The following is a 16,433-nucleotide window of genomic DNA, read 5'->3' as shown; positions in this document are numbered from 1 at the left end:
CTTCACGTCACCCCTTATTCCATAAGGGGTTTTCATGATCTTGCCCTGTGGTTTATGTGCAAACAGGGATCGAGTAAATATAAGAATAACAAGCGACTATGGCGCCAATAACTAACTTTTGGTGCTGTTTCTATCTTATATCGCTCTATTTATAATCAACAATTTCAGAACGTGAAATGGTAGGTCACCACCATCTGTAGAGGAAAGTGCATTGAAGTTAACGAATAAACTCGTACGTTACCCGAACATTGATGTTGATCGTGCGTTTGAAAAAGAAGCTGAATTATTGCAGCAAATACAGGCCGGTGAGATTGGACAAGCCTTAATGCTTTGGCAAGCAAAAACGCCGACACTCGTTTTGCCTGCGGGTAAAAAGTGGCCAGTGACGTTAGAGTCTAGAAAACAACTTGCGGAACAAGGCTGGCAACTCACCTCGCGAAAAACAGGTGGCGCTCCCGTTCCTCAGCTACCGGGGATCATTAACCTATCGCACATTTACCATTGGCCTCGCGATGAAGCCTATAATATCCAAAAAGCGTATCGACATTTATGCGATGTATTAACCCTGTTTTTTAAAGAACTGGGCATCGATGTGGATGTACACGCAACCCCCGGTTCTTATTGTGATGGTGACTACAACCTCAATATCAATAAACAAAAAATAGTGGGTACTGCGCAGCGTGTATTGCTTAAACAAGGGGGCGGCCAAATTGTACTTTCGCAAGCTTGTATCTTGTTAGATGCCGACTTAGAGAACATTGTTGCGCCTGTGAATTTTTATAATCAGATTTGCGGTAACCCGACGGTGGTGGATGCGCAGGTTCATACGCTGTTGTCCGCACATTTGACGAGCCTCCCCAACGTAGACTCACTCTTTCAGCGGTTAAGCCAAGCTTTTATCAAGTATGCGTAATGTCTTCCTTTCGCTAACACCAGTTAACTTGTCGGGTGGATGAACCATTTCAATTCTATCTAAACAATTGCTGGAGTTCTGTCGTAACCACATCAGACAACTTTGGGTTGTGGAGTGCTCCTAAATACGGAGCACTCATTGTATCTGACTAGTGAGCGTGGCATTAGCTAGAGCGGTTCTGTAAGTAACTGGTCGAGAGTCGTCATCAGTTTCTGATTTTTCTCCGTATTTAGTGCATCAGCATGAGGGTCTTTAAATAGCCCTGAGTCATTATCAAAATACTTCCCAGAAGCGTTAGAAAATTCTTCCGATAGTGCCGCTCGGCATAAGATATCAGCGCCAATCCTTAAGTCATTACCTTCCAAACCATACGCATCTTTAACCAATTTACTGCCAAGAAATGAGGCCGGATTAACGGGAATGATTAGAGGCCCTTGATCTCTTAATTGATGCGCAAGATGGATTGACCACATCGTTAACGCCAACTTACTTTGTGCGTAGATGGGGCCATCTAAAGCGTCAGAATTTGGGCTGACAAGCGCCTCGAGATCGACCGATGACTGAGCTGCTGAAGATAGATTGACGATGCGACCGTTGGCATCAAAAAGTGGTAGCAGCTTTTGAGTCAGTAAATAAGGGGCAATGGTGTTCACAACAAAACGTACATCAAGGTTGTCTGAGGTGGTGACTTCCGAAACCTTGTAGACACCAGCATTGTTAATGAGTACATCGAGCTGTTCATGCTTCGACTTTATTTGGTTGGCGAGGGCTTTAACTTCAGAAAGAGAAGAGAGATCAGCAACATAACTTTCGATAATCGCATCCTTGGATAATCGAGAAAGGCCGGTTTCTACTTTGCTGAGTTTTGTTGGGTTACGTCCATGGATAAGGATGTGATGCCCTTGTTGGGCTAGCATTTTCGCGGTCTCTAAACCGATACCATCTGTCGCACCTGTGATCATGATCTTTTTTCGCATCTTCCTTCCTTGAATAAAGAGTCCGGATGACTTTTATAACAAAGTTTGATTGCACAAAGTTTCTACTACTTCACATGCTGAGATATAGAAAGTACGGATGTGTATTGCTATTGAGAAACCGTGAAACAAGGGTGTGGTTTTTCATTTTATTTTCTTGATATCGAATAAAGCTCAAATCAAAAAAGCCTCAACCAGTTTAATGGTTGAGGCTTGGTCGTATTAGCCTTGTTTCAGCCTATTTAGGCCAGTTTGACGTTGTGATTTTTACCTTTGATCTGCTTAGTGAGCGTGCTCGTGTGAATCTTGGTATAGCTCTGCATCCACTTCTTCGCCTTTGTTTGGACGCGGTACAATCTCAAAAGAGGTGTCAGCTTCTGTCAGTGAAGACAGCAGTTTGTTAAGTGATGTCTTATCACCTTTCACGCCTGCTTGTCCGTCTTCTAACAGTTTTCCAAGGCTTGTTTTCTTAAGCACGATGTCAGACACGTCAGATTTATTGATGATCAGTGTCGTATCGGCGTCTTGTAGCTCGTTCACTTGAATGTTGTTCAGGTTGCCGTTAGACATTTCAACGTAGTAGAACTCTTGCACATCTGGTAGCTGAATATTCAATGTAAATGGTGTTTCTTGCGCTTTTAGCGAATCCACTTTTACTGCTAAGTAATCGAGTAGGTTTTCAATGGTCATGTTCGCTAACACATCCGGAGATGCAGTCTTTGGTGCGCCCGGTTGTGTGCCAATACGGAGCTCTTGAGCACCCGTTAGATAGATGTTTCTCCAACCAGCACCTTCTGATTGATAACCCAATTGCTCGTAAGTATCTGCCAATAGGCCACGCGCAACTTTGTTCTCTGGTTCTGCTTGAATCACCTTATTCAGTGCTGTTGCAACGAAGCGGTATTCACCTTCTTGGAAGTCTTGCTGTGCTTTTTCAATCACAGCGTCGCTGCCGCCCATGTACTCAACAAACTTCACTGACTCTGACTTGATTGGTAATGGGTTTAGGTTAGCTGGGTTCATGTCGAAGTAACCAAGGTACATGTTGTACACAGCGCGAGCGTTGTGAGAGTAAGTACCGTGGTAACCGTTGGTGTGCCAAGACTGTTGAATGCTGTCTGGCATTACCTTGTAAATCTCGTCACCGATGTCTTGGAGAACCACACCGTTATTGGCTAAGCGAAGCGTTTGGTTATGAGTAAAACCGTAAGCGTCACGCTGCATTTTTAGGTAATCAGAGATCTCTTGTTCGCCCCAGATTGGCGATGAGTGAGACGCAAACAGCACCTCAGTATCTTCACCCCAAGTGACTAACATCTCGTTGATTTTCTTAGACCATTTCAAGCCGTCACGCACTTTAGCGCCACGCAGCGTGTACAGGTTGTGCATGCCTTGGTAGGTCAGTTCGCCAGTCCAAAGTGCTTTCATGCTTGGAATGTAGGTCACCATTTCAGAGGCCGCTTCGGTACCTGAAGCATCCATGAATTGCATTTCTAAGCCGTCGATAACCAGAGTTTCAATCTCTTCGTTATGGTTCAGTTCGTAGTCTGGCAGTACGTAAGTAATGCTACCGGTTGATAGGCCTTTCGACAGTGCTGCATCAACAATACCGTGTTCGTGTCGATTCAGGGTTGCGCCATATTGATAAGCAGTACGACGAGACATTGCATTACCTGCCAATACGTTTTCGTCGACGATTTCTTTAGTGATGTTTTTCGAACCGTACACTTTTACATCTGGGTACGCGTCTTTGATTGCTCTTGCGCCACCAAAGTGATCAGCGTGCGAGTGAGAGTAAATCATTGCAACGACGGGCAGTTCGCCGCCATCAGGCACATTGTTCTTGAAGAATTTGAGTGATTTAGCGGCCGCTTCTTTGGTAAGAAGAACATCGTAAGCGATCCAACCGTTGTCACTACGAATGAAAGAGATAGACGCTAAGTCAGCACCTCGAACTTGGTAAACTTTACCCGGAACAACTTCATATAAGCCTTCTGCTGCTTGGTTCAATACCGCTTGGCGCCACAGTGAAGGGTTTACTGAATCTGGTGCTTGGTCTGCATTCGTCACACTTGGGTCGATGAAGTTAAAGCTATTGCGAATGATGTCGCCCGTCTCTTGGTCGAAGCTAGCAATAAGACCCTTGTTGTTATTGTCGAAAGCGCGAGTGTCGGCAAAGTTAAGTGTTTTTGCGAACTCTTGGTTTGCCTTAGTCGTCATCTCGGTTGCGCTTTTGCCACCTTGGTCGCCAATTTCGCTGAAGTGTGCGTGATCATGGTTAGCTGCAGCTGCAGGGAATGCGAGCGAGATAGCTAGGAACAGTGATGCATTTTTGAACGTGCGAGAAGTTGTCATAAGAGCCTCTTCATTACAGAAATTTGTTTCGTTGAGGCGATTATAGGAATAAGACATATAGCAAAAAATAAAGTAAGCTTTATTTAACACATCACGAACTGTTATGTGTTGTATGCTTAAACGTAGCAGATTGAAGCGCAAAGCTTGTCGCATACCCAATGCGAGTGCACCTAAACATGGAGAGTGACCGTGAGTGATGTTGAAAAGTTAGATCTAAATTTACTGAGCGTATTTTTGGAAGTGTACCGACTGCAGTCGATCACCTTAGCATCTGAATCGCTTGGTATGACTCAGCCTGGGGTGAGTGGAGCCTTGAAGCGATTGCGATCTCAGCTTGATACCGACCTGTTTATTCGTGAAGGGCGCGGGATTATTCCGACCAACGCTGCGGTGCAATTAGCAAACCGAGTGGAACCAGCCCTTGAAGGCATAACCAGTGCAGTTAGCACCTTAAAGCAGTTCGATAATCAGCAGCATCATGTGTTTCGAATTCTGGTGAATGAGATCGGCTTAACCAAGCTTCAACCCCTTGTCGAGCAAGATGAAACGCTGGGGAATATCTCTATCGAGTTCAATATGGTGCCGAACAACGAAGAAGAGCTTCTTCAGAGTTTAAGCATGCAGCAAGCCGATTTGGCGATTGATATCCATTACCCGCAAGTGAATGGATATATGAAGCAGCCGATGATTGAAGATGAGTTGGTGCTGATAGCTCGAAAGGGGCATCCGAGAATCAATGGTTCAGTGACTGAAGAGCAATATTACAACGAAAAGCATGTTACTTTTAGAATGCGTCGAACCCGTTTATACACGGCAGATTATTTTACCAAGTCGCCACTGAAACAGAGAAAAGTGAGTGCCGAGTGTGACTCGCTGATGACCATGTGTGTGCTGGTATCGGGCTCAGATTGTGTCGGCAGTACGTCGCGTGATTTTGCCAATCAATTTTCTGAACCCTTCCAGCTTCAAGTCCTTGATCAGCCGTTTGAAATATTGCCGATGCAGCAGTACATGATCTGGCATAAAAGAACCGATTTGAATCCTGCTCATCAGTGGTTGAGAAACAAGATTCAACAATATATGGCTGACTAACGAGCCGCTATTGCTGCTCGTTTTTGTTTGGCGCTCTCTATCATCTTAGAAGGCGTCATACCGGTCACTAACATGGTGCCGATGATAACCAGAATTGAACCAACAATCGTATTGATGCCAATTGCTTCATCTAAGAACAAGTTACCCCAGAGAATACCAAATACCGGAATGATGAAGGTCACGGACAGGGCTGAAGGTGCGCCGAGTTCAGAGACTAGATTGAAGTAAAGTAGATACGCTAACCCAGTACATACCGCTCCTAATAAGATAACTGACGTAGTGATCGTAACGTCGGGTGTTTCTCTCATTGGAATAAAGGATACAAATGGCAAAACCAGCAACACCGCAGCCCACATGCTGCCATGAGCATTGTTGAATGCCTCAACTTTAGGGGCTTGCTTGGTATAGTTTGACGCTATTCCGTAGCTAAAGGCCGCCATCACTGCTGCAAAGATAGGAAGCATAGCCTCACGGCCAATGTTCATCGCATCCCAACCGACTAACACGCCAACTCCCGTTACCCCAATCCCAAGTCCCAATAGAACTTTCGCCTCGAGTGCTGTTTTGGTCCATATTGCACCAATGATTGCCGCCCATATTGGCGCGGTAGAGTTCAAGATGGCGAGTGTCGAGGCGTTAAGTGTCTGCGCGGCATAAGCGAAAAGCAAAAAAGGAAGTGTGGTGTTAAACAGCCCGAGAATGAAGAAGTGTTTAGCGTGATCATGAAAAGAGACCTTCTTTTTTAAATAAAAAGAAACTAAAAGCAGAGTAAGTGCTGCAAACAGAACTCGCGCTTCAATCAAGACTGCGGGCCCTAATGGATTGGCCGCCATTCTCATGAAAAGAAACGAGCCTCCCCATATAGCCGCAAGTAGTATCAGTTTTAAAAAGCTCACAGTTTGAATCTCAGATTGTGTAAAACCTGACTATGGAGGAAAGATAACTATTACACAAACATAGATGCCAATACTGTGCAGTTATGGATATAAAATCGAGCCCGTTAATCAGGAACAATTTCGATGAATTTCGTTCTGTTTATTGTTCCTTATTTGATGAGTAATCTAGCGGTAGATATCAAACTTAGGCAAACAAAATGAAGATTGAACACATCGCAATTTGGACCAAAAAACTCGAAGTACTGAAGCGATTTTATGAAGATTATTTCGGTGCCACATCGAACTCAAAATATCACAACCCAACCAAAGGGTTTTCTTCATACTTCCTCTCTTTCGAAACTGGGAGCCGTTTAGAGATCATGGAAATGGACTCGGTGCCTGAATCGAAAGATGACATCTATGATCAATTTACAGGCTTCATTCATATGGCGATTTCATTAGGCTCGGAACAAGCGGTTGATGAACTTACAAGTCGCTTGGTCGAAGACGGCTATGAGCGCTTAGATGGCCCAAGAAGAACAGGCGATGGCTATTATGAGAGCTGTGTACTCGATCCAGATGGTAATCGCTTGGAACTTACCGTTTAATGGAGGGCACTTGAATAGTTTTTAACTCACTAACGGAACTGAGGTATTACAATGATGAAGCATGCTGCGACTTTCCTTTTTAGTCTTGGGCTGATGGGATGTGCTACCTCAGAACCGGTATATGAACCAGAGGCTGACTCGAAGCCTGAACCATCCCAACCCATAGGTTACCTTGGCTTCAAAGCCCATCAAGAGTGGGCCATTCAATTTAACGATTGCACGGTCTACGATTTAACAGGCGCACAACCCTAAGAGGGTTGGATTCACCTCACACTAGCCGATCAGACACTCGTTCAGTTCTACCCAGGAACTCAAGACCAATCTGGAAAATCACAACACGACCAGTATTTTGAGCAGCATTGATGTTGGGATGCCATTCGTTCTTATTATGATAAGAGGTTTGTACAGCTTTATTTGGAAGCTGAGGCGTTGAGCGCTGTGACTATTTCTAGAATTGATTCGAATTCATATTCGGCGAAACATTGGCGTCTATCTTGGCTATAGGTGAAGTTGTATAAGTAGTTGAATATGGTACGCCAATGCTGCGACATCTGGTAAGAGATGGTCTTTTGATATTGGGTTGGTAGCCATTGAACTAGCTGGTTTAAGTAGTTTTGATGCCATTCAATGCCGTTGAACTCAAGGTTCGGTTCTTTGCTTTCAGTTAGAGCGCATAGAGTGACATCCCAATAGCCACTTGGATATTGCTTAGTTTGAGTCGACCAGTTTTCTCCCCACCAACCAATACTCTTTTGCTCAATATCAGTCTCGGAATTGTTTTCCGAGGGTGTTGTGTATAGGTAATAAAGATTGTAACGACCAGCCATTATACCTTGGGTAAGATTGGTGATAGCGCCACCGCGAATGAAACTCTCGTGTTCTAGAAAGAAGTCGAATCGGTGATGTTGAGGCAATATCTTAGACAAACTTATCCAATGGGCGTGGGCTGCATAGACAGGTCGAAGCACGCTTCCTTCATTGGACTGACACTCCATTTGATAGGCGTAACCAAATTCATCAAATTTACTTCGAGAGAAAATCTTATCGTAAGTCGCTTGAACGGTTGCTAAAGGTGAAGTTGACGACTCATCCGTTGTTTCGACGGAGTCTAAGTAATAAAGCCCTGCGGGGCTGTTCTGTGCGTCATGTCGATAAAAGTTGTCAGTGTCTAAGACATGGAAACCATACTGGCTTTCGGTAGTCGAAAGGTTCCAGCATTTCAGGGTATTTCCTTTTCCTGAGCGTGATAAAAATACGAAGCTTGAGGTGTGCAGCGACATGCTGCTTTCGGCCTTGCTAAGATACTTTTGAATCAGCAGTTGATTGAACTGTTGCAGCAATTGAGCCAACTGTTTTATGCGTGCGTAGAACAATTTGCTATTGAGTTGAGATAGCCGTTGAAGATCTTTAGGTGAAACGCCAGAAGTGATCAGCGTTAACAAAGGTTGCAGTTTGCTACTGGTCTTGTGCGGATTGAGTAGGCTGAACACCGTTGAGCATTGTTTGCATCTAACACGCGGTGTGCCGATCTTTGTGCTCCCATAGGCACTGGTTTTAGTGTGTCTTAAGCAAGTAGGGCATTCAATCTCAGGTAAGCGGAGTTGATTAGTTTCGATTTGCTTCGCTAAAGCGAGGATCGGCTCGTTTTCCAGTATCGGAGTAAATGCCCCACACAAGGGGCATTTATAAGACGCGAAGCCTAATTGAGAGCTGCGCTGATAAAGGCTTAGATCAGGATTAGCTAGGTTAAAACAATTATATGTTTTACAGCAATTGAACTGAGTTCTCATGAGTGTTGTACCTGCTAATCCCTGATACGTATCTTATGACGTAGGTTGTTGGATATCTCTGTTACTGACGACTTACATCGACTTGACGACCAAGTTCAGGAACTGTGATGTTTTTACGTTCTTGGAAACCTTCAATCAGTACTTGCATGACCGGATCTCCGTTCGATAGTGTTTCGCCTTTATTAAATACAGTGTAACCATCGCCGCCACTTGCCGCGTATGAATACGTAGCAACTTTGTACTTCTGATTCTTGGTTACGGGCTCGCCGTTGATACTCAAGCTAATCAAACGCTCACCTTCCGGTTGTGTACTGTCGTAAGTGGCTTTGATCCCTGAGAATTGCGCCAGACCGTAAGGTAATGTGTAGCTGTATTCCAGCAGCTCTTGAACGTTGTCACCTGTTAATTCAACCACAGTTAGTGTGTCAGTAAACGGGAAAAGGTTCATTACATTTTCACGAGTGACTGCACCTGGATTTAGGTCAACACGAAGGCTGCCTGAGCTGATCATCGCGATGTCAGCTTGGCCTGCATCTTTCATCAAATCAGCCACTAGGTTGCCAACATTCGACTCTCGATAGTAACGGCGTGATGCGGCTTTATCTAGGGTAGAAAGCTGATCGGCTAATGTTGGGTGAGCATCGCGAATTTTCTGAATCAATGCGTAAGTCGCTTCGTCACGCTCTAATTTGGCAGATTCAACGGGAATCAATTTTCCGCCTAAGAATGTCACATCATGCTTTTCGGTATCGACGGTAAATTTGGTGTAGCCAAGGTGCATGCCTTGACCAAAGGTTAAACCAATAACCGTGCCTGTTTTTGGATGAACGACTGGTTCAACTAAACCATTATCAGAGTGGCCCCCGAAGATCACATCAACGCCTTTGAGCTTTCCGGCCATTTCGTAGTCTTCATCGAATCCGCGCTGAACTTCTGCATCGGCTTCTTTGTCGGTTTGCATTGGCGCCGTCTTGTTTTGGTGCGTTAGTACTACGATCATGTCAACATCATCGCGGATCTTATCAGCCCATTGTTGAGCGATTTCCGTAGGATCTTTGACGGTTAGCCCTTTACGGTTTCCTTTCCACATTGTGTTGTAGAACGCATCAATTCCCATGACACCAATTACGCCGATTTTAACGCCATCACGCTCAAGGATTGTGTAAGGTTGAGCAAACATCGAATCAGAAGCTTCATGGAAGATATTCGCGTTGAGCACAGGGAAACGAGCACGCGGCATAGTTTCTACCAGTGATTCCCAACCGTATTCGAATTCATGATTACCCAGTGTGATTACGTCATAACCCATTGAGTTATACAGGTCGAAAGGCAGCTTACCTTTCGATTTTTTAGAGAGTGCGCCCGTATAAATATCACCAGCGTCTAATAGAAAACTGGTTCCTTCTTCAGCTTGAACGTTTTTGATCAACGTCGCCAAGTAAGGGATACCGCCAATCAGCTCAATGTCATCATTCCAGAACGCGTCTACGGGTTCGTAAACACTTTCAATATCGTTGGTATGAAGCAGAGTGATCTCTTTTATTTCGGCTAAGGTTGGCATTGAAGCCACTGTCGTTAATACGGAGACAGCAAAGCATAAAGGTTTCATTTTAAGGTTTTTCATAGCGTGCTCAGTCAGTGAAGGAAACGTTTGCCATTTTAGTGAGCACGAGTGGGATGAGTGTGCGCCAAAGCACAGTCTTTAGCCTAGATTGATCCTGGAAATTAAGAAATTACCTTTTGAGTTGGTTTTTGGTTAAAGGAGTCTAGTTGTCAGGTGTGACCTTAAATGCCTCCTAACTTTGATCAAAAAAAGATCAAAAAGGCATTGCTGAAGCCGGTTTCAATCTGTATCTTTGCTTTTATTGAAATCGGTTTCAGGGTTGTAATCGCAGCTCTAATCCTGGTATTTTTCACGAATAACTTGTAGCGAGTGATGGTATGAACAACGAATTTCCGAACGATTTTTTATGGGGTGGTGCAGTAGCAGCGCATCAGTTAGAAGGCGGCTGGGATGCGAATGGTAAAGGTGTCAGTGTTGTTGATGTATTAACAGCGGGCGCTCATGGTGTACAACGTCGAATCACCGATGGTGTGATTGATGGCGAAAACTATCCAAACCAAGTCGCAGTGGATTTCTACCATCGCTATAAAGAAGACATTAAGTTATTTGCTGAGATGGGCTTTAAGTGTTTCCGTACCAGTATTGCTTGGACGCGTATTTTCCCAAATGGCGATGAAGCTGAGCCATGTGAAGCGGGTTTAGCGTTTTACGATGATCTGTTTGATGAGCTTCTGAAATACGACATTCAGCCTGTGGTAACACTGAGCCACTTTGAAATGCCTTATCACTTAGCCAAAGAATACGGCGGCTGGATGAACCGCAAAGTGATCGATTTCTTTGTTAAGTATTCAACTACGGTGATGGAGCGATACCAGCACAAAGTAAAATACTGGATGACGTTTAACGAGATCAACAACCAGATGAACACTTCGGCGGACATTTTCGGTTGGTTGTGCTCTGGCGTGAAGTTTCCACAATGTGAAAAGCCGCAAGAAGCGATGTATCAAGCGGTTCACCATCAGTTTGTGGCAAGTGCTTTGGTGGTTAAGAAAGGTCACGAGATCAATCCAGATCTTCAAATCGGCGCAATGTGTGCGATGGTGCCTTTCTACCCTCGTTCATCTAAACCGGAAGATATTATGGTGGCACAGCAAGCGATGCGTGATCGCTACTTCTTCTCGGACGTGATGGTGCGCGGTCATTACCCAAATTACGCTAAGCGTGACTGGGCAATCAAAGGCTTCAACATTGAGATGCAGCCCGAAGATCAGCAGATCCTAAAAGAAGGCAAGGCTGATTACTTAGGCTTTAGTTACTACATGTCGAATACCTTGGATTCTTCTTCGCATCAGTCGACTGAAGAGGCGATGGACGGCGGTCATGAGAATTCGGTCGATAACCCGTTCATCCAGTCTAGCGATTGGGGCTGGCCAATTGACCCAACGGGTTTACGTTTCTGTTTAGCGTCTCTGTATGAACGTTATGAAGTACCATTGTTCATCGTTGAGAACGGTTTTGGCGCTGTTGATACTATTGAAGAAGATGGCGGCATTGATGACGACTATCGCATTGCTTACCTTGGCGATCACATCAAAGAGATGAAAAAAGCCGTTGCGATTGATGGTGTTGATTTGATGGGCTATACCCCTTGGGGCTGTATCGATTTAGTGTCGTTCACCACGGGTGAGATGAAAAAACGCTACGGATTCATTTACGTAGATAAACACAACGATCAGTCTGGCTCACTAGAACGCAAGCGCAAGAAGTCTTTTGAGTGGTATAAAGGCGTGATTGCATCTAACGGTGCCACTATTTAGAATGCATTTCCCAGCGCAGTTATGTGAACTGTGAGCTGTCATTTTGCAATGAATTAGTCGGCCTATGTCGGCTAATTTTTTATAAAGGAAAGAAGCGAATGGTAACCATGCTTGATGTCGCGAACCGCGCAGGCGTATCTAAATCGACCGTTTCTCGTGTCTTAAATGGCAAGAACATCGTGCGCCCAGATGTGGTGAAAAAGGTATTCGATGCGATTCAAGAAACAGGTTATCGCCCGAACTTGTTGGCCCAGCAATTGGCGACCAAGAAGACCAATTTCATCGGCTTTGTAATCACTAATGAGTTGTTCAATGGCCCTTACTTTTCTTCCTTGATGTATCACGCGGCTTCTTATAGCGAAAAGTCGAATCACCAACTGGTGATCACCGATGGCAAACACAGCGCTGAAGACGAAAGAAAGGCGATCAACTTCCTGCTGGATATGAAGTGCGCGGGCATCATCATCTATCCGCAATGCTTAACCGAAAGCGAGATTGCAAAGATCATCGACAGCACTGATACACCGATTCTGGTACTCAACCGAGAAATGCCGTCGAAGCCTAATCATGCTATCACCACCGACCACTATCAGAGCGCTTGTTTGATGGTGGAGCACATCATCGAGCAAGGCCATACCGAGATTGCAGTCATTCGTGGTAAAGCAGGCTCGTCGACTGATGAGCAGCGTTATCAAGCCTATCAAGATGTACTAACCAAGCAGGGTATGGCATTGGATGAGTCTAAGGTTGTTCAAGGTGATTGGACGATGGAGAGCGGTTATCACGCGGCTCAGGCTCTGGTAAAAAGCAAAGTAACCTTCACTGCTATCTTGTCTGAAAACGATGACATGGCGATTGGTGTGATTAAGGCGTTAACCGAACTTGGGTACTCATTGCCTCAAGATGTTTCTATCGTCGGCTTTGATAACAGCAAAGTGGGGGCGTTTTTAACGCCAAGCTTAACGTCTGTCAGTGTGCCATTAGAGCAAATGACGCAAAAGGCGATCCTGCAAATTGTCGGTGAAACAGAGCAAGCGACCACCATCAATACCACTGGCAGTTTGGTGTTACGTGATTCGATAGCGAAGATAAATTAACACTGTTCGAATTTCATATTTCACCTACAAAAAGTGACGAGCTGCGCATCTCTTAAACCAAGCGTAGACACTCATTATTCACTGTTATTTAGATGTGCGATATTGCGTTTTTGGTCGATGAATTGACCACCATGAGTTAAGCAATGTGAAAACGGTAAGTAATGTGAAACTAGCTAAGTGATGTGAGAATAGGTAAGTAACGTGAAAACAGAAAAACAAAAAATGCTAGCAGGCGAACCTTATCAGGCTTGGGATAAAGAGCTTTATGCTGCTCGTATCGAATGTCGCAAGGTGCTTCAAAAACTCAATAACAGTATTCCTGACACACCTGAATGGGAAGCGGCAACGCAAGAGCTCATTCCTGGCTGTGAAAATGCGCATTTAGAACCTCCATTTCGTTGTGATTACGGCTCGAACATCAAGCTGGGCAAGAACTTCTACGCTAACTTTAACTGCGTGATATTGGATGTGACTGAAGTGACCATTGGCGACAATGTGCTGCTTGGTCCGAATGTTCAAATCCTGACCGCAGGTCACCCACTCGATGTGAAAGGCCGTGTAGAAGAAGGCGTTGAGTTTGGCACACCGATCAACGTCGGCAACAATGTTTGGCTTGGCGGTGGTGTGATCATTTGCCCGGGTGTCACTATTGGCGAAAGCAGCGTGATTGGCGCAGGCAGTGTGGTAACTAAAGACATCCCAGCTAATGTGGTTGCAGTCGGTAACCCATGTAAAGTGCTGAAATCGATCGATAACGGACAATAATCAGATTTAAATGACGAAGCCCGAACCTAGGTTCGGGCTTTGTTTTTTCTATTCTTGCTAGATGCTAGATGGAACAGCTTGTTGTGCTTGCTTCTTATCTAACGCACCACTGAATCGAGTCAGAACAAGAGCGATCAGAACGATCACAGCACCTACCCAAGGGGTGTTCATTAATCCAGATTTCGCAACAATCAAACCACCGCCCCATGAGCCCAATGCAATACCGACGTTGAAGGCTGCAATGTTCAACCCAGAAGCGACATCGACGGCGTCAGGTGTGTATTTCTCAGCCAGTTTCACAACATACACTTGTAGCCCCGGAACGTTACCGAATGCAAATGCACCCCAAACCAAAATAGTCGCAACGGCTGCGTAAGGGTTTACAGCGGTAAAGTTGAATACCACCAATACCGCGGCTAAACCAGAGAAGATAACGGTCAGCGCTTTAATCGGGCCCATCTTGTCAGCCATTTTTCCGCCCCAGATGTTACCCACCGCCACTGACACACCGTAAACCAACATGATGAGGCTGATTGAGCTCGAATCAAACCCTGATACGTTTTCCAGTATTGGAGCAAGGAAGGTAAAGGCTGTGAATGTGCCGCCATAACCTAGTGCTGTGATAGCGTAAACCAACAGCAAGCGTGGTTGAGTTAGAACCTTTAGTTGTGCCGAAATCTTCGCCGCTGGTGGTTGCTTAAGGTTGCTTGGAACCAAGATAGCGCTACCGATAAGAGCAATAAGACCAAGCAGAGCAACGATCAAGAAGGTCGCTTGCCATCCAAAGGTTTGGCCGATATAAGTACCCAGTGGTACTCCAGTTACCAATGCAACCGTTAAACCCGTAAACATGATCGCAATGGCACTGGCTGCTTTATCTTTTGAAACCAAACCTGTCGCGATGGTCGATCCGATCGAGAAGAACACACCATGGGCAAGGCCGGTCAAAATTCGTGCGGCGATCAGCGTGTTATAGCCTGGAGCTTGCCACGCCAATAAGTTACCAATGACAAACAATGCCATCACGGTTAGCAGCACCGCTTTACGATTCCATTTTCCGGTTAATGCCGTTAATACTGGTGCGCCAATAGCAACGCCAAGCGCGTATAAACTGACTAATAGGCCTGCCGATGGCAGAGATACATTCAAGTCGCTCGCCATGGTAGGAATCAAGCCTACGATGACAAATTCTGTGGTTCCGATGGCAAAGGCGCTGAGCGTCAATGCAAGTAATGCTAGTGGCATAATCATCTCTCTTACTGTTCTTTGTTAAATACCGAGCGCGATAAAATGGGGCAGCTTGTGACTGTAATAGGAGCGCTTCGTTTGATGGCGAGGATTATCTAGCAAAATATATTTGTGAAAAATGCTACCATTAACAAATAACCTTTGTGTTATTTGCAATAATTGGAGAGTTAGCCGATCATAGGGTTAAGCTGATGAGGTCGAAAAGACACAGATGATTTGAGCTGTGATGATCACAAGCGAGATGACATTAAACAAAATGAAGATAGCGAAGGAGCCTCATGTTAACCCGTTCAGATGATTTAGAAATGGTACTCACCGTTGTCGATGCTGGTGGTTTTTCTGCGGCGGCAGAGGCGCTGGATGTGCAGGTCGCCAAGGTGTCTCGTTCGGTGAGTAAGGTTGAGTCGCAACTCGGCGTCTCAATATTCAACCGAACAACGAGACGCGTGGAATTGACGGAGGAAGGGCGGCAGTTTGTCGATTCAGTCAGAGTGGGATTACAAATGATCCAGAGCGCGGAAGAAGAAATCGTGTCGCGCGGTGAGTTGCCAAAAGGTCGTTTAAGAGTCGATGCCGCAAGTCCATTCGTATTCCATCAGCTAGTGCCGTTGGTGCAGCCATTCAAAGAGGCTTACCCAGACATTGAGTTGGAACTCACTTCCAACGAAGGCTTCGTTGATCTTCTGGAAAAGAGAACTGATGTTGCGATTCGAATCGGTAAGTTGTCCGATTCAACACTGCACGCTCGCCCGTTAGGAAAAAGTTTACTCCATATTGTGGCGTCACCTGATTATTTCGCAAAGCGTGGGCTGCCCACCAAACCGGAAGATTTGAGTTCACATCAAATTGTGGGTTTTGCAGGGAACAAAGTGCTTAACCATTGGCCTTTACCAAACCAAAGTTATGTCGCGCCTACTGTGACAGCCAGTAATGGTGAAACCGTGCGTCAACTAGCACTAGCTGGAAACGGGATTGCTTGTTTATCGGGTTTTATGGTGCAGGAAGATATGGCAGCAGGGCGTCTAATCCCTATTCTGGAACAAGACAAACTTGCCAACACAGATCGAGAGCGAGTGAATGCGGTTTACTACAAGTCGTCTTCTGTCTCTAAACGTATCTCGGCGTTTATTGATTTTATACAGCCCCGTTTGAAGCTCTAACTAAGGCAGACTACTTGGACTGTAACTAAGCAATCTTAGTCATCTCGTTAAGTGTAAATAACGTAACATCCAGTATTCATTAATTCTACTTTGCCTTGGATGATGATGTTGTTCTTATCTTGGATAATTACCTATAAATTTCCGGCTTTAGCAGTAATAATCAATTAATAGATCG

At 45.0% G+C, this 16,433-nt stretch carries 13 protein-coding genes and 1 pseudogene; 8 read left to right on the top strand and 6 right to left on the bottom strand.

Annotated elements, in window-relative coordinates; genetic code table 11:
- Positions 1 to 211: 211 nt before the first annotated feature.
- A complete protein-coding gene (locus WR49_RS04770; protein WP_046223259.1) occupies positions 212 to 913 on the top strand; it encodes a lipoate--protein ligase family protein in 702 nt (233 codons plus the stop codon).
- A gap of 167 nt (positions 914 to 1,080) precedes the next feature.
- On the opposite strand, the gene WR49_RS04765 is transcribed toward WR49_RS04770, so the two are convergent.
- Together WR49_RS04765 and WR49_RS04760 are read right to left on the bottom strand one after the other, a co-directional pair.
- Positions 1,081 to 1,890: an SDR family NAD(P)-dependent oxidoreductase gene (locus WR49_RS04765; RefSeq protein WP_046223258.1), complete on the bottom strand. Its 810-nt coding sequence runs from the start codon at positions 1,888 to 1,890 to the stop codon at positions 1,081 to 1,083.
- Positions 1,891 to 2,169: 279 nt separating this feature from the next.
- Positions 2,170 to 4,242, bottom strand: coding sequence for an alkyl/aryl-sulfatase (locus WR49_RS04760; RefSeq protein WP_046223257.1), 2,073 nt, complete (start codon positions 4,240 to 4,242; stop codon positions 2,170 to 2,172).
- A 189-nt stretch (positions 4,243 to 4,431) separates the two neighbouring features.
- On the opposite strand from WR49_RS04760, the gene WR49_RS04755 reads away from it, so the two are divergent.
- Complete coding sequence (locus tag WR49_RS04755) at positions 4,432 to 5,334, top strand: LysR family transcriptional regulator (RefSeq protein ID WP_046223256.1); 903 nt, start codon at positions 4,432 to 4,434, stop codon at positions 5,332 to 5,334.
- Here WR49_RS04755 and WR49_RS04750 read toward each other — a convergent pair.
- Entirely contained in the window at positions 5,331 to 6,230 is a 900-nt protein-coding gene (locus tag WR49_RS04750) for a DMT family transporter (RefSeq protein ID WP_082082739.1), read from the bottom strand. The genes WR49_RS04755 and WR49_RS04750 overlap by 4 nt on opposite strands.
- Positions 6,231 to 6,427: 197 nt before the next feature.
- Here WR49_RS04750 and WR49_RS04745 point away from each other — a divergent pair, with 197 nt between their 5' ends.
- Both WR49_RS04745 and WR49_RS04740 read left to right on the top strand, forming a co-directional pair.
- Complete coding sequence (locus tag WR49_RS04745) at positions 6,428 to 6,817, top strand: VOC family protein (RefSeq protein WP_046223254.1); 390 nt, start codon at positions 6,428 to 6,430, stop codon at positions 6,815 to 6,817.
- A gap of 51 nt (positions 6,818 to 6,868) precedes the next feature.
- Positions 6,869 to 7,180 (top strand): annotated as a pseudogene (locus WR49_RS04740) (hypothetical protein).
- A 47-nt stretch (positions 7,181 to 7,227) separates the two neighbouring features.
- Here WR49_RS04740 and WR49_RS04735 read toward each other — a convergent pair.
- Together WR49_RS04735 and WR49_RS04730 are read right to left on the bottom strand one after the other, a co-directional pair.
- A complete protein-coding gene (locus WR49_RS04735) occupies positions 7,228 to 8,607 on the bottom strand; it encodes a hypothetical protein (RefSeq protein WP_046223253.1) in 1,380 nt (459 codons plus the stop codon).
- 61 nt (positions 8,608 to 8,668) lie between these two features.
- The gene (locus WR49_RS04730; RefSeq protein ID WP_046223252.1) at positions 8,669 to 10,231 is read right to left on the bottom strand and encodes a bifunctional metallophosphatase/5'-nucleotidase; all 1,563 of its coding nucleotides are present in this window, start codon (positions 10,229 to 10,231) and stop codon (positions 8,669 to 8,671) included.
- Positions 10,232 to 10,548: 317 nt separating this feature from the next.
- Between WR49_RS04730 and WR49_RS04725 the strand changes: the two genes are divergently transcribed.
- The 3 genes from WR49_RS04725 to WR49_RS04715 all read left to right on the top strand — a co-directional run bounded on the left by WR49_RS04725 (position 10,549) and on the right by WR49_RS04715 (position 13,850).
- Positions 10,549 to 11,988, top strand: a complete 1,440-nt coding sequence (locus WR49_RS04725) for a 6-phospho-beta-glucosidase (protein ID WP_046223251.1) — start codon at positions 10,549 to 10,551, stop codon at positions 11,986 to 11,988.
- A 98-nt stretch (positions 11,989 to 12,086) separates the two neighbouring features.
- Positions 12,087 to 13,085 (top strand): LacI family DNA-binding transcriptional regulator, encoded by a 999-nt coding sequence (locus tag WR49_RS04720; protein ID WP_046223250.1) that lies wholly within the window; start codon positions 12,087 to 12,089, stop codon positions 13,083 to 13,085.
- Between the two features lie 201 nt (positions 13,086 to 13,286).
- A complete protein-coding gene (locus WR49_RS04715) occupies positions 13,287 to 13,850 on the top strand; it encodes a sugar O-acetyltransferase (protein ID WP_046223249.1) in 564 nt (187 codons plus the stop codon).
- Positions 13,851 to 13,907: 57 nt separating this feature from the next.
- Here WR49_RS04715 and WR49_RS04710 read toward each other — a convergent pair whose 3' ends face one another.
- Positions 13,908 to 15,095, bottom strand: coding sequence for an MFS transporter (locus WR49_RS04710; RefSeq protein WP_017062388.1), 1,188 nt, complete (start codon positions 15,093 to 15,095; stop codon positions 13,908 to 13,910).
- A 281-nt stretch (positions 15,096 to 15,376) separates the two neighbouring features.
- On the opposite strand from WR49_RS04710, the gene WR49_RS04705 reads away from it, so the two are divergent.
- Positions 15,377 to 16,258 carry a LysR family transcriptional regulator gene (locus tag WR49_RS04705; RefSeq protein ID WP_046223248.1) on the top strand — a complete coding sequence of 294 codons (882 nt, stop codon included), beginning with the start codon at positions 15,377 to 15,379 and terminating at the stop codon, positions 16,256 to 16,258.
- Positions 16,259 to 16,433 lie beyond the last annotated feature (175 nt).

This window comes from Vibrio sp. ECSMB14106, assembly GCF_000972265.1.
Lineage (GTDB): Bacteria > Pseudomonadota > Gammaproteobacteria > Enterobacterales > Vibrionaceae > Vibrio > Vibrio kanaloae.
Note: the sequence above shows the minus strand (reverse complement) of the source record. Positions and strands in the feature narration are given on the sequence as shown.